This window comes from Pseudarthrobacter defluvii (assembly GCF_030323865.1).
Lineage (GTDB): Bacteria > Actinomycetota > Actinomycetes > Actinomycetales > Micrococcaceae > Arthrobacter > Arthrobacter sedimenti.
On the sequence record NZ_CP066362.1, the window covers coordinates 3,085,100 to 3,098,575 of the forward strand.

The 13,476-nt window shown below is 66.9% G+C and carries 11 protein-coding genes; 4 read left to right on the forward strand and 7 right to left on the reverse strand.

Annotated features, from left to right (window positions below):
• Positions 1–203: 203 nt before the first annotated feature.
• From JCQ34_RS14285 to JCQ34_RS14295, 3 genes are read right to left on the reverse strand one after another with little or no spacing between them, the layout of a single operon-like run.
• Positions 204–1,304: a polyprenyl synthetase family protein gene (locus JCQ34_RS14285; RefSeq protein WP_286398442.1), complete on the reverse strand. Its 1,101-nt coding sequence runs from the start codon at positions 1,302–1,304 to the stop codon at positions 204–206.
• On the reverse strand, positions 1,301–2,632 hold the full coding sequence (locus JCQ34_RS14290; RefSeq protein ID WP_286398444.1) for a geranylgeranyl reductase family protein: 1,332 nt from the start codon (positions 2,630–2,632) through the stop codon (positions 1,301–1,303). The genes JCQ34_RS14285 and JCQ34_RS14290 overlap by 4 nt, the downstream gene beginning before the upstream one ends.
• A 3-nt stretch (positions 2,633–2,635) precedes the next feature.
• Entirely contained in the window at positions 2,636–3,412 is a 777-nt protein-coding gene (locus JCQ34_RS14295; protein WP_286404532.1) for a demethylmenaquinone methyltransferase, read from the reverse strand.
• 117 nt (positions 3,413–3,529) lie between these two features.
• On the opposite strand from JCQ34_RS14295, the gene JCQ34_RS14300 reads away from it, so the two are divergent.
• The 4 genes from JCQ34_RS14300 (at position 3,530) to JCQ34_RS14315 (ending at position 7,820) form a co-directional block, all read left to right on the forward strand.
• On the forward strand, positions 3,530–4,924 hold the full coding sequence (locus JCQ34_RS14300; protein ID WP_286398446.1) for an isochorismate synthase: 1,395 nt from the start codon (positions 3,530–3,532) through the stop codon (positions 4,922–4,924).
• A 174-nt stretch (positions 4,925–5,098) separates the two neighbouring features.
• On the forward strand, positions 5,099–6,052 hold the full coding sequence (locus tag JCQ34_RS14305; RefSeq protein WP_286398448.1) for an ABC transporter substrate-binding protein: 954 nt from the start codon (positions 5,099–5,101) through the stop codon (positions 6,050–6,052).
• A gap of 35 nt (positions 6,053–6,087) precedes the next feature.
• Positions 6,088–7,047 carry an amino acid ABC transporter permease gene (locus JCQ34_RS14310; RefSeq protein WP_286398450.1) on the forward strand — a complete coding sequence of 320 codons (960 nt, stop codon included), beginning with the start codon at positions 6,088–6,090 and terminating at the stop codon, positions 7,045–7,047.
• Positions 7,044–7,820 carry an amino acid ABC transporter ATP-binding protein gene (locus JCQ34_RS14315; RefSeq protein WP_286398452.1) on the forward strand — a complete coding sequence of 259 codons (777 nt, stop codon included), beginning with the start codon at positions 7,044–7,046 and terminating at the stop codon, positions 7,818–7,820. The genes JCQ34_RS14310 and JCQ34_RS14315 overlap by 4 nt, the downstream gene beginning before the upstream one ends.
• A gap of 93 nt (positions 7,821–7,913) precedes the next feature.
• On the opposite strand, the gene menD is transcribed toward JCQ34_RS14315, so the two are convergent.
• The 4 genes from menD to JCQ34_RS14335 form a co-directional block, all read right to left on the reverse strand.
• Positions 7,914–9,683 (reverse strand): 2-succinyl-5-enolpyruvyl-6-hydroxy-3-cyclohexene-1-carboxylic-acid synthase, encoded by a 1,770-nt coding sequence (gene menD / locus JCQ34_RS14320; protein WP_376976420.1) that lies wholly within the window; start codon positions 9,681–9,683, stop codon positions 7,914–7,916.
• 109 nt (positions 9,684–9,792) lie between these two features.
• Positions 9,793–11,859, reverse strand: coding sequence for a PhoX family protein (locus JCQ34_RS14325; protein WP_286398454.1), 2,067 nt, complete (start codon positions 11,857–11,859; stop codon positions 9,793–9,795).
• Between the two features lie 127 nt (positions 11,860–11,986).
• Positions 11,987–12,358 carry a hypothetical protein gene (locus JCQ34_RS14330; RefSeq protein ID WP_286398456.1) on the reverse strand — a complete coding sequence of 124 codons (372 nt, stop codon included), beginning with the start codon at positions 12,356–12,358 and terminating at the stop codon, positions 11,987–11,989.
• 63 nt (positions 12,359–12,421) lie between these two features.
• Positions 12,422–13,462, reverse strand: a complete 1,041-nt coding sequence (locus JCQ34_RS14335; protein WP_286398458.1) for an o-succinylbenzoate synthase — start codon at positions 13,460–13,462, stop codon at positions 12,422–12,424.
• Positions 13,463–13,476 lie beyond the last annotated feature (14 nt).

Consider the following 13,476-nt stretch of genomic DNA (forward strand, 5'->3'; position numbering starts at 1 on the left):
TGCGCATTATGACAAACCTGTCATAAGCTATTCACGGATCCGCTAAACGCCTCCGGCGGGTCTGATGCGAACGGAGAGATAGCCCCGGTTCACTGCGACTTCGGTTGCTGCGGACCGGGGCTATCCCGTTAACGCTGGAGGCATGGAAAAGCCCGGCACCTCCAGCGCATCACCAGAGGTACCGGGCTCCCAAGGAACGAAAATCAGCTGGCGCGGTCCACCACGGCCAGCGCGAAGTTGGACAGCGATTCCTTGACCACGCCTTCAGGCAGCGGAGCCAGGGCTTCGATGGCCTCGTTGGCCCATTGCCGCGCCACCACCCAGGACTCGGCAGTCACGGGGTGCTCCCGCAGTCCGGCAACAGCGGCGGCCAGGGCCTCGTCAGAGGACAGGTCGCCGTCAATCAGTTTCAGGAGGTCGACGGCGGATTGGTCGCCATCAGCGGCCGCCTTGCGCAGGAGCAGCACGGGCAGGGTGGGAACCCCTTCGCGCAAGTCCGTTCCCGGGGACTTGCCGGACTTCACCTTGACCCCGGTGACATCGATGACGTCGTCGGCCAGCTGGAAGGCCACGCCCACCTTCTCGCCGTACTCCACCAGGACGTTTTCGTAGGCCTCGTCGGCCCCGGAGAAGATCGCACCGAACTGCCCGGAGGCGGCAACCAGGGAACCGGTCTTGTCCGCAATGACGGACAGGTAATGCTCAATCGGGTCCTCGTCCGGCCGCGGGCCCACGGTCTCGTGCAGCTGGCCAAGGCACAGCCGCTCGAAAGTCCGGGCCTGGATGCCGAGAGCCCGGCCGCCCAGTTCGGACACCAGGATGGAGGCCCGGGCAAAGATCAGGTCACCGGTGAGGACGGCCACGGAGTTGCCCCACACCTCGTGGGCCGTGGGGGCCCCGCGCCGGAACGGGGCGGAGTCCATGACGTCGTCGTGGTACAGGGTTGCCAAGTGCGTCAGTTCAACCACGACGGCGGCCTGCACCACAGCGGGCAGGGATGCGTCCCCGAGGTGGGCGCAGAGCAGGGTCAGCAGCGGCCGGATACGCTTGCCGCCGGCTTCCACCAGGTGGCGCGACGTTGCGTCAGCGAGGGGGTCCGAGTTGGCGATGGCTTCACGGAGTTTCTTCTCCACCTTGGCCAGGTTGGTGGTGATGGCCGGGCCCAGTTCGGCGTCCCCCGCGATGGCTGCAAAGCCTGCCGGCAGCTGGAGTCCGGTGGCGATGGCGGTGGTGTTGAGGCTGGGTTCGGAGTCCGGCAGGCCGTGCCCGGCGTGCGTCCAGCTGTGGTCTGCGGATTTGGTCACGGGTTAACCCTAACTTTTTGTTGCGGATACCGCTGGTTCGAAGCTGGTGGGGTATTGGATGTGGCCGGAACCAGCGATTCCAGGACGCGGATCACCCGGTCCTCGAAGCCCTTCGCGGAGGAGTCTGTGAGGTTGGCAAGGAGCCGGACCACGAACCGCATCAGCACCGGAATTGGCATGCCGGTCCGCAGCGCCAGCTTCATGACGGCGGGTTTGCCGATCAAGGCGGCGAAGGCCCGCCCAAGCGTGAAGTGTGAGCCCCACTGGTCCCGCACATAGTCCGCGTACCGCGAAAGGTGCGCATCGGCGTCGTACGTCCCGCCCGAAGCAGCCGTGCGCGCGGACGCGTCGATGATGAACTCCGCCGCAAACCGGGCGGACTCCATGGCGTAGGAGATGCCTTCGCCATTGAACGGGGACACCATGCCGCCGGCGTCGCCCAGGAGCAACAAGCCGGGCGAGTAGTGCGGGGTACGGTTGAAGCCCATGGGCAGCGCCGCACCGCGGATCTCCCCCACCTGGTTCTCCGGCGTAAAGCCCCACTCGGCGGGCATTCCGGCCGTCCACTCGCGCAGGACCTGCTTGTAGTCCAGCTTGCCGAACTCCTTGGATGAGTTCAGGATGCCCAGGCCCACGTTGGAGGTTCCGTCGCCCACGCCGAACACCCAGCCGTAGCCGGGCAGCAGCTTGCCGTCGCGGCCGGGAAGCTCCAGCCAGCCTTCCATCCAGTCGTCGTCCGTGCGCGGCGAGGTGAAGTAGGTGCGGACGGCGACACCGAGCGGACGGTCGTCACGCTTCTGGATTCCGAGGGACACGGACGTGCGGGTTGAGTTGCCGTCGGCAGCGAGGACGACGTCGGCGCTGAAGTCGCGAGTCTCCCCCGTCTTGCGTCCGGACTCGTCAAGGAGCGCTGCGCGGACACCGGTGACGCGGCCGCCGTCGTTGGCCAGGGCGTCGGTGACGCTGTGCCGCTCGAGGATGGTGGCACCTGCTGACTCGGCATGCCGGGCCAGTTCCTCGTCGAAGCCAAGGCGGGTGCGGATCAGCCCGTACTGCGGAAAGTCGGAGACCTCGGGCCAGGGCAGCTCGATGGTGCGGCCGCCCGCAATCAGGCGCAGGCCCTTGTTCCGGCGCCAGCCCTCACCTTCGGGGTGGGGCAGGCCGAGCTTCTGGATTTCGCGGACCGCGCGGGGGGTCAGGCCGTCGCCGCAGACCTTCTCACGCGGAAACGCAGTCTTTTCCAGGACCGTAACGTCCAGTCCGGCGTTGGCCAAGTAATACGCGGCAGTGGATCCGGCCGGCCCTGCGCCGACTATCAGTACCTTCACAGGTCAGCGGACGATGTTGCGGCGCAGCTTGGCCACCGGGCCCTTGTGGGCGGCGATGGCGGCGGCAGCGCCCTCAGGCGAGGAGTCGGCAGGCTTGAACGCGCGGTGCACGGCAACGATGCCGCCTGTGAGGTTGCGGTAGGTGACTTTCTCCCAGCCGCTTTCCTGCAGCCAGGCGGCCAGGTGGTCCTGGTCCGGCCAGGCGCGGATGGATTCGGCAAGGTAGACGTAGGCATCCGGGTTGGAGGCGACCTTGGTGGCGATCGCGGGCAGCGCGCGCATCAGGTATTCGGTGTACATAGTGCGCCACAGCGGAACCACAGGCTGCGAGAACTCGGCGATGACCACGCGGCCGCCGGGCTTGGTGACGCGCAGCATCTCCTGCAGCGCCTTCTTGGGCTCGTTCACGTTGCGGAGGCCGAAGGAGATTGTGCTCGCGTCAAACGTGTTGTCGGCGAACGGCAGGTTGGTGGCGTCGCCGGCCACGAAGTCGATGTCAGGGCGGCGGCGCTTGCCCACCTTCAGCATCCCGAGGGAGAAGTCGCAGGCAACTACATCTATTCCGGCGTCGGCATATGGCTCGCTGGAGGTGCCGGTTCCGGCCGCAAGGTCCAGGACCCGCTGGCCCTTGGAGACTTCCATGGCGTCCACCACGATCTTCCGCCAGCGGCGGGTCTGCCCCATGGACAGGACATCGTTGACGACGTCGTATTTCGGTGCGACGTCGTCAAACATCGTGGCTACTTCGTCCGGACGCTTATCCAAGGATGCTCGGTTCACCATGACATTGTCTCAAATGTTCCTGACCGTCCTGACCAGCACGGGTTCGGCGCGGTCAGGGGCGGAAAGTTACTGCGAAGTACTGTGAATTACCGTCGGGAGTAGTGTTGTCTCATCATGACGAGCACGTTCCGCACCTTGACAGTCCCCCTGGATGGCAAAGCGTTCCCCGGGGGGCTGCCTTCGTTCCTGGTACGGGACGACGTCCTCTGCTGGACCCGCCGCGAAGCAGGCCTGGCGGGGTTCGGCGAGATAGCGCGCTTCGCCGCGACCGGCCCGGACCGCTTCCTGGAGGCGGACATCTGGTGGCGGCACCTGGTCCTGGAGGCCGAGGTCGCGGACGCCGTGGAGTTGCCCGGCACCGGCCCCGTGGCTTTCGGCTCCTTCGCCTTCTCCAAGACGTCGGCCCACGAGTCCCGGCTGATCGTGCCGGAAATCGTGGTGGGCGTCCGGGACAACCAGGCGTGGCTAACCCAGTTGACGGTCGACGGCGGCCCGCTCACCGAAGAGACGGCCCTCGCCGCCCTGGACCGCTGGCTCAGCAGTGCTCCCCGCACTGGCACGGAAGGCACGACGGCGGCAGCGGACTCCGACGGGGACGAAACGTTGGGTGCCGTGCCCGGCGCGGCGGGCGGCGCCGTCGTACGCCCCCTCCCCCTCGCCGCCGGCGCAACCCTGCACACCGGCTCGCTCAGCGAGGAAGCCTGGATGGATGCCGTAGCCGCCGGGGTTGCCGAAATCCGCACGGGCGCCCTGGAGAAGCTGGTGCTGGCACGGGACGTGGTGGCAACTATTCCTTCCGGCGTACATGCCGCCGACGTCCTGCGCGAACTCGCCGCCCGGTACCGCGAATGCTGGACATACGGGGTGGACGGGCTGGTGGGGGCGACGCCCGAGATGCTGATCCAGGTGGAGGGCCGCACCGCCCAGGCCCGCGTGCTGGCCGGCACCCTTGACCGCCGCGACGCGCACGGCGAGGACGGCTCCCCGATGGACTACGCGACGCGGGTGCTCGCCGGCTCCGACAAGCAGCGGCACGAACATGAGATCGCCATCCAGTCGCTGACCAAGCAGCTGGCACCCTTCTCCGAGGCCATGAATGCCCACGATGAGCCGTTCATCCTGGAGCTGCCCAACGTGTGGCACCTGGCCTCGGACGTCAAGGCGGAACTCACCGAGGTGGAGGGCCATGTTCCCACCTGCCTGGCCCTGATCAACGCCCTGCATCCCACGGCCGCCGTCTGCGGAACCCCCACCCTGGTGGCGGGTGAACTGATCCGCAATCTCGAGCACCTGGACCGCGGCCCGTATGCGGGACCGGTGGGCTGGCTTGATGCGGCCGGAAACGGCGAATGGGGCATTGCCTTGCGCGGCGCCGTCATTGAATCGCCCGAGACGGTGCGGCTGTATGCCGGCTGCGGCATTGTTGACGGGTCGCAGCCGCAGGCGGAACTGGCCGAAACGTGGGCCAAATTCCGGCCGATGCTGGAGTCGTTGGGCATCAACAACTGACGCCGTGGGTAGGAGTCTGGAATGACAGACTGCTCCCGCTCTGGAAGGCTTGATTTTGCCCCCGCTACAGTTATCCAATAGTGAAACTTAGTTGCGTGTGACGTACCTCTCTTGTTGAGCGTTACACTATAAGCCGCGTTAGTACCTCATAGCCCCTGCAACAAAAGGTAAGAAATGCAGACTCCCCGTACCCTCCTGGGCACCTCCAAGCTGACCGCTGCCACTATGATCGCCATCAGCGCCCTGGCCCTCTCAGCATGCACGAACGCCTCGGAAACGGGTCCCTCCAGCGCGGCCACCTCTTCGGGCAGCGCCAGCACCAGCTTCGACCCCAGCACGGTCAAGAAGGACGATGCCTTGGCCGCCATGGTCCCGGACGCCATCAAGTCCAAGGGCACCATCACGGTCGGCTCCGACACCAGCTACGCTCCGGCCGAGTTCCTTGGTCCGGATGGCCAGACTCCTGTCGGGTACGACGTGGACATCGCCAAGGCCATCGGCGCCACCCTGGGCCTCAAGGTGCAGGTCCAGACTGCGGAGTTCACCGGCATCCTTCCGGCCCTCGGCCCGAAGTACGACCTGGGCATCTCCTCGTTCACCATCAACCCGGAACGACTGGGCGCAGTGAACATGGTCAGCTACTTCAACGCAGGCACCGCGTGGGCCGTCAAGAAGGGCAACCCCAACAAGTTCTCCCTGGATGATGTGTGCGGAAAGTCCATCGGCGTGCAGACCGGCACCGTCCAGGAGGACCCGGACCTGTCCGACCGCAACAAGAAGTGCGTGGCTGACGGCAAGAAGCCCATCGACATCGTCACCCTGAAGAACCAGACGGACGTCACCACGCGCCTGGTCAACGGCAGCATCGACGCCATGGCCGCCGACTCTCCCATCATCGGCTACGCCCTGACCCAGACCAACGGCCAGCTGGAGAAGCTGGGCGACGTCTACGATTCCGCTCCGCAGGGCATCGCCGTGGCCAAGGCCGACACCGCCTGGGCAGAGGTCATCCAGAAGACCGTCACCAAGCTGATGGAAGATGGCTCCTACAAGAAGATCCTGGACGGCTGGGGCAACTCCGAGGGTGCCATTACGAAGTCCGAGGTCAACCCGGCGGTTAAGTCTTGAGTTTTCGCGTTACCGACGACAAGTCAGGCGTGCATATGGAACACCATCAACACCGGGACGAACCGGTACTGAACAAGTCAGTGCCGGTTCGCCACCCCGGCCGGTGGGTCAGCGCCGTCATCATCCTTCTCCTGGTGGCGGCGTTCCTGCAGAGCCTGTTCACCAACCCCAACTTCCGCTGGGACATCGTGGGCACCTACATCCTGGACGTGAAAGTCGTCCAAGGTGTGGGCTGGACCCTCCTGCTGACGGTCGCGTCGATGGTTCTGGCCATCGTCCTGGCCATCCTGCTCGCGGTGATGCGGCAGTCTGACAACCCGGTGTTCCGCTGGACCAGCTGGGTGTGGGTGTGGTTCTTCCGTGGAACCCCCGTCTACACGCAGCTGGTGTTCTGGGGTCTGGTGACGGTTCTCTATCCGGCCTTCACCCTGGGTATCCCGTTTGGGCCGGAGCTCTTCAGCTACGCGCTCTCGGATCCCAGCAAGGGCCTGATCCCCGCGATCCTGGGCCTGGGCCTCAACGAATCTGCCTACCTGGCGGAGATCTTCCGTGCCGGCCTCAAGTCCGTGGACAAGGGCCAGCAGGAAGCCGCCGAGGCGCTGGGCATGTCCAAGGGCAAGATCATGTGGCGCATTATCCTGCCGCAGGCCATGCGGATCATCGTGCCGCCTACCGGCAACGAAACCATCGGCATGCTGAAGACCACCTCCCTGGTCCTCGCTGTTCCGTTCACCCTGGACCTGACGTTTGCCACCAACGCCCTGGCCAACCGCATCTACCTCCCGATCCCGCTCCTGATCGTTGCCGCGTTCTGGTACCTCCTGGTCACCAGCATCCTCATGGTGGGCCAGCACTACCTTGAGGCGTACTACGGCAAGGGTGTGGACAACGCTGCCCCGGCGGCGGTCAATCCTGCCGCTGCGAAAGCGGCGGGTCCCGGCGCCGACGCGCAGCGGTCGATGAAGACGGACTTCCCTGAGGAGAGTGCACGATGACCGTCACAGCAGAAAAGCCGCTGGTCAAGATCGAAGGCCTGCACAAGTACTACGGCCACCACCATGTGCTTCGGGGCATCGACATGACCGTCAACCAGGGCGAGGTATCCGTGGTGATCGGGCCTTCGGGCTCCGGCAAATCCACCATGCTCCGCTGCGTGAACCTCCTGGAATCCATCAGCGCAGGCCGGATTTCCGTGGGCGGCCAGCTGATCGGCTACCGCGAGGTCAACGGCAAGCTGCATGACCTCAAGACCAAGGAAATCGCCGCCCAGCGCCGCGAAATCGGCATGGTGTTCCAGCGCTTCAACCTGTTCCCGCACAAGACCGCGCTGCAGAACGTGATGGAAGCGCCGGTCCACGTGAAGGGCCAGTCCAAGGCGCAGGCCCAAAAGCGGGCACTGGAGCTGCTGGACCGGGTGGGACTGGGCGACCGCGCCGGGCACTACCCCTCCCAGCTCTCCGGCGGCCAGCAGCAGCGCGTTGCCATCGCCCGCGCACTGGCCATGGAGCCGGAGCTCATGCTGTTCGATGAGCCCACGTCGGCCCTCGATCCGGAGCTGGTGGGCGACGTCCTGAACGTGATGAAGGACCTGGCCAAGTCGGGCATGACCATGATCGTGGTGACCCACGAGATCGGCTTCGCCCGCGAGGTGGGCGACACACTGACGTTCATGGACGGCGGCGTGGTGGTGGAATCGGGCGACCCCCGTGAAATCATCGCCAACCCGCAGCATGCGCGCACCAAGGAGTTCCTGGGCCGCGTGCTCTGAGCTCATTTTCGACGCGCAAATGCCCTGTCACTACCGGTATTCCGGCGGCGACAGGGCATTTGCGCGTCCTGGGGTACTTTGCGCGTCGAAAGCCTACTGCCCGGACAGCACTGCCTCGACGGCGGCAGCCACGGCGTCCTTGATCCTGGTGTGGAGCTGCCGGAGCTGCCGGCGGTCCGTGCGGACCTCCACGATGCTGCGCCCCTGCACAGGCCGGTCAAGCGCTTCGGCGAGTCCCGCCGTCGTACTGACCAGTGAATGCCCGACGCCGTACGCTGCAGCGAGAGCCGCGATGTCCACGGAGTGCGGGGTGCCGAAGAGCCGTTCGACGGTGTCTCCGTAGCGGCCGCTTTCCTCCACTCCCCCGTGTTCGAGCAGACCGAAGATAGCGCCGCCGGAATCATTCAGGACCACAATGCGCAGGTCCGGCTGTTCTTCCCCCACGCCGAGCAGGAGGCCGCCGGCGTCGTGCAGGAACGTGACGTCGCCCATCAGCGCAGTGGTTTCCTGCCGGCCGCCCAGCGCGATGCCGGTGGCGGTGGAAATGGTGCCGTCGATGCCGGCCAGGCCCCGGTTGGCGTACACGGTGGCGGCGGGATCGGGGGCAGGCAGGCCCGCAAGGTCCACGTCCCGGATGCCATTGGAGGAACCGAGCAGCAGCTGGCCACGGGCATTCTTCCAGACCAGCGAGGCGACGGAAGGACCCGTGGCGGCCGCCTCGGCGGACAACACCTGGTCCAGCGCGTGCTGCGCGGCCGAGCCGGCGAGCAGCCACGTATCCAGCCACTCAGGTGCGCCGCGGCCCGCGAAATCAGACAGGTCCGCGAGGTTTTCCAGCGGCAGCTCGGTGCGGCGCCCGGGCTCGTACCAGGCAACCGGAACCGGCTGGTACAGGGCTGATTCGACGTCGGACCGGGCCAGGAGAGCGGCCACCGGGCGGGAAAGGGTAGGGCGGCCGAACAGCACCACGCGCTCGATGGGGTGCGCCGAGCCGGGCCCGTAGTGCTCCAGCAGCAGCCGGTACGGGCCCACCGCATTGGGGCCGAACCGTGAGTTGGAGGACGGCTCGGCCAGCAGCGGCAGGTTGTGGGCGCGGGCGAACGCCTCTGCCACCGGACCGGCGTCGTGCCCTGCCAGCACCACCGTGCGCTGTTCGGACAGGGTCTCCGGAGCGGGGGGCAGGTTCATAACCAGGGGTTCGGTACCCACGCGGTAGCGCTTCCGGTCCACTGCCTCGGGCAGCCCCTCTTCCGGAGCAGGAACCAGGGGGTCGCGGAAGGCGAGGTTGAGCTGGACCGGGCCGGGCGGCAGCTCCGGGAACGCGCCGGTTGCTGCGGAGAGCCCGGTTTGGATGGCGCGCTGCGGGTTGCTTCCGGCGGGAACGTCGGCGGCGAACCGGACCTGCTCCCCGAAGAGGTCCGGCTGCACCGTGGTCTGGTTGGCGCCGGTCCCACGCAGCTCGTCAGGCCGGTCGGCTGAAAGAACGATCAGCGGGACGGCCGCATGGTTGGCCTCCATCACGGCCGGCATCAGGTTTCCGACGGCGGTCCCAGACGTAGTCAGGACCGCTGCGGGCGAGCCGGTGGACAGTGCCAGGCCCAGCGCCGTGAACCCGGCGGACCGCTCATCGATCCGGACCAGCAGGTCCACCCGGCCCGCCGCAGATGCCTCGGCCAGGGCGTACGCCATGGGTGCCGACCGCGAACCCGGCGACACCACCACATGCCGCACCCCGCCGTCGAGCAAAACCTCGACGGCGATCCGCGCCGCAGCCAGCGCGCTCAACCCATCCGCGCCCGCGGAGGAGTCGGCGGGGATTTCTTTGGAAGCGGCGTCGGGGGCAGGCTCGTTCAACGAAGTCACCCAACCAGTCTGCCACCCTCCAACGCCCGCCCTCACCCCTGTTGCCCTATCACTTATGGTCCCTAAACCGGGGTTTTGGGGACCATAAGTGATAGGGCAACGAAGGGAACTAGCCGCGGAACACCTGGACCACGGCGGGACGGGGCGCGCGCACCTTGCCGCGTACCGGCGTCGTGCCTGCCGGGACGTAGTCCGGGAAGAAGGAGTTGGGCGCCTCGAAGGTGCCGTCCTCACCCGGGTGCTGCACGGAGACAAACACCATTCGCTCGTCGTCGTGGATGACCGGGCCGCAGGTTTCGGCGTCGCGGGGAACGGACAGGAACTGCTCCACCTTGCCGCGCTCGGCACCGTCCAGGGTGACCTTGAAGAGGCCGTCGTTGTAGCCGATGCCGGAGGGGGCGCCGTCGGTGGAGATCCACAGGTTGCCCACGGAGTCGAAGGCCACGTTGTCCGGGCAGGAGATGGGCGAGACCTTGTCCGCCGGGTAACCGGAGAAGTAGGTGACGTCGCCCTGCGCGGGATCGCCACAGACCATGAGGAGGGTCCAATTGAACTTGGTGGACGTCTGGTCGCCGGTTTCGGTGATCTCAACGATGTGCCCGTCACGGTTCTGTGTGCGCGGGTTGACCTCGGTGGCACCTTCCTTGGTGCCGGTGCCGCGGTCCGAGTTGTTGGTGCAGACCACGTACACCTTGCCGGTGTGCAGGCTGGGCTGGACGTCCTCGCAGCGGTCCATCTTGGTGGGCCCCACCTTGTCTGCGGCCAGGCGCGTGTACACCAGGACCTCTTCGACGGACATGCCGGGGACAGCCGACTTGCCATCCACCACCAGGGGCAGCCATTCGCCGGAGCCGTCGAACGCGCCGTCGGAGGGAAGCGCGCCGGTGCCGGTGATTTCCGCGGCGGGCGAGTTGCCGGTGAACCTGGCGACGTAGAGATCTCCCTCGGAGAGCAGGTTCATGTTGTTGCGGCGGTCGCCTTCAACATACTTGCCCTTGGAGACGAACTTGTAGAGGTAGTCGAACTTCTCGTCGTCGCCCATGTAGGCCACAACGTGGCCGGATTCGGCCACAATCACGTTGGCGCCCTCGTGCTTGAAACGGCCCATGGCGGAGCGCTTCTTGGGGGTGGAGGTGGGGTCGAACGGGTCAACTTCGACGATCCAGCCAAAGCGGTTGGACTCGTTCTCGTAGCCGGGGTTGCGGGTGTCGAAGCGGGGGTCGTCCAGTTCCCAGTGGCGGGCGGTGGGCTTGGCGGTGAGGCCGTAGCGCTTGTCGCTGGCCGATGTGCCCCCGGCGACGAAGTAGCCGTTGAAGTTCTCCTCGCCGGAGAGGATGGTGCCCCAGGGGGTGGTGCCGCCGGAGCAGTTGCCGAACGTGCCCTTGATGGCGCGGCCGGACGGGTCTGCCACGGTCTTGACCAGTGCCGAGCCGGCCACCGGGCCGGTCAGTTCGTAGGTGGTGTCGGAGAGGTAGCGGCGGTTCAGCGGCGCGCCCTTCACGTAGCTCCACGGCTTGGTGGTGTTCTTGCGCTCGAGTTCCACCACGGCCAGGCCGTGGGCGGCGCGGCCGATGGCGCGGGTTTCCACCGGGTCGTAGCCGGCGGGCACCATGATGTTTTCGTTGGTGTACTCGTGGTTGGTGAACAGCACCGCACGGCGGCCCTTGCTGCCGGGAATCTCCACGATGTCCGTGTAGTCGTTGTTGTAGCCGAACTGCCGGGCCTGGGCTGCGGCCGTCTGGTTGTTCAGGTCGAACTCAGGGGAATCGTTGAACAGCGGGTCGCCCCAGCGGATGATCGGCTGCCAGGTGAAGCCCTCCGGCACGGTGAACGCGTCGACTGCCTTATCGACCGGCTTGATGGCGGTGAACTGCAGCTTGGAGTTGCCGAAGCCTTCCTTGGCGGCCTTGGACAGGCCCGCGGCAGAGGCAGGTTCGGCGGAGCTCACGGCTGAACCGAGGGCGACGGCGAGGGCACCGGCGGCGCCCAGGCCCAGGGCGGCGCGGCGGGACAGGGTGGCGGAGGCGATGTCCCGGAAGTAGCTGTTGGAGCTGGTGTTGCAGACGTCGCCGGCGCAGGCGTTGTCGCACTTGAGTGCGCACGTAACGGGGCTGCGCTTGCCCTTGGTATGGCCGAGCATAGGCAGCAGGGTGAACTTGCGGGCAGTTTCAGACATGGGGAACCTTCCAAGGAATGTCTTTTGGGGTGCCCGATCACCCTTCCAGCCGGTTCCTACCGGAAGCCATCAATTGGGTGAAGTTATGGTTAACCGCCCGTGACCTGCAGGAACGTTGCCGAATCCCTCATCGAGTGCTCCGCAGCGGGAAGAAGGCGCGGACCGGGAGCAGGAGCCCGATCAGCGAGAGAGCAATGAAAACCACTTGGTGAATGTGGTCATTGCCCGGCGGAAGGTTCCCGGCCAGATGCAGCATCCAAAAGACGGGGTAGAACCAGAGCGCGTACCAGGCCCACCGTTCGCGCCGCCGGTACGGCACCAGCACGATCACCATGCCGAACAGGCCCAGTCCCGCGGAGGCCAGTCCGTCCGCGCGGTACAGGCCGGCGTCCCCGTCCGGCGGAAACAGGGCAACCACCATGCCGAACACCAGGATCCCCAGGCTGACGGCAGCGAGGCAGAGCCAACCGATCCGCACCGTTAGATTCACCCCGCGCACGACGCCACCCTACCGCCTCATCCATTGCTCCGTAATCGTCGTTTTGGGGCCTGAAAACGGCAGTTACGGAGCAATCGATGGGGTGAGGAGCGCGTGGACACGGCGGAGCCGGTCCAGCCACCAGTCCCGGCGTTCCGCGGGTGCCGCAAACCGCTCAAGCAGCCCGGCGTCGGCGGCCACGTCGCGGAGGCGGATGGCGCCGTCGTCGGCCACCAAGGGATCCAGGGCGATGTCCGATTCAAAAAGCGACACCGTGCCCAGGCCACAGGCGTAGGGCAGCTCGGGCAGGGCGGCGGCGAGCGCCAGCCCGGCGCGGATGCCCACGGAGGTGTCCAGCGCGGAACTGACGACGGCGGGAAGCCCGGCCTGTGCCACGATGTCCAGGGCCCGCCGCACTCCCCCAAGCGGCGCCACCTTGACCACGATCAGGTCCGCCGCGCCGGCCCGGGCCACGCGGAGGGGATCGGTTTCCTTCCGGACGCTCTCGTCCGCCGCGATCAGCACCGGCGTGCCGGCATCCCGCAGCCGCGACCGGACCTCGGCCAGGCCATCGATGGTCGGCACCGGCTGCTCGGCGTACTCCAGCCCCACGGGCGCCAGCCGGGTCAGTGCCTCCAACGCGCCGGGCACGTCCCACCCACCGTTGGCGTCCACGCGCACGGCGGCGTCCGGCAAGGCGGCGCGGACGGCTTGAAGCCGGGCAACGTCGTCGTCCAAGGACTGCCCCTGCTCAGCCACCTTGACCTTCACTGCATCCACCCGGCCAAACCGGGCCAGCACGTCCGGCACCCGGTCCGCCGGAACCGCGGGCACCGTGGCGTTGACCGGGATGGAGGTGCGCAAGGGGGCCGGGAACCCCTGCCATCCGGCCTCTATGGCGGCCGCCAGCCAGCGCGAGGCCTCGGCATCGCCGTACTCCGGGAAGGGGCAGAACTCGCCCCACCCCACGGGCCCGCGGAGCAGGAGCGATTCGCGCTGCATGATGCCGCGGAACTTCACCCGCATGGGCAGGCTCACCACGTGGGCGGCCGCCAGCAGCTCCTCAAGCGGCGGAACGGCCAGGCGGAACTGGGCAGAGTCAGGCGGAAGGCCGGGGTTGGGCATGCCGTTCACTGTAC

Coding starts and splice junctions, on each gene's coding strand:
- JCQ34_RS14300 (WP_286398446.1), top strand. CDS start 3,530: ATGACGAGCACGTTCCGCACCTTGACAGTCCCCCTGGATGGCAAAGCG.
- JCQ34_RS14335 (WP_286398458.1), bottom strand. CDS start 13,462: ATGCCCAACCCCGGCCTTCCGCCTGACTCTGCCCAGTTCCGCCTGGCC.
- JCQ34_RS14315 (WP_286398452.1), top strand. CDS start 7,044: ATGACCGTCACAGCAGAAAAGCCGCTGGTCAAGATCGAAGGCCTGCAC.
- JCQ34_RS14305 (WP_286398448.1), top strand. CDS start 5,099: ATGCAGACTCCCCGTACCCTCCTGGGCACCTCCAAGCTGACCGCTGCC.
- JCQ34_RS14310 (WP_286398450.1), top strand. CDS start 6,088: ATGGAACACCATCAACACCGGGACGAACCGGTACTGAACAAGTCAGTG.
- JCQ34_RS14325 (WP_286398454.1), bottom strand. CDS start 11,859: ATGTCTGAAACTGCCCGCAAGTTCACCCTGCTGCCTATGCTCGGCCAT.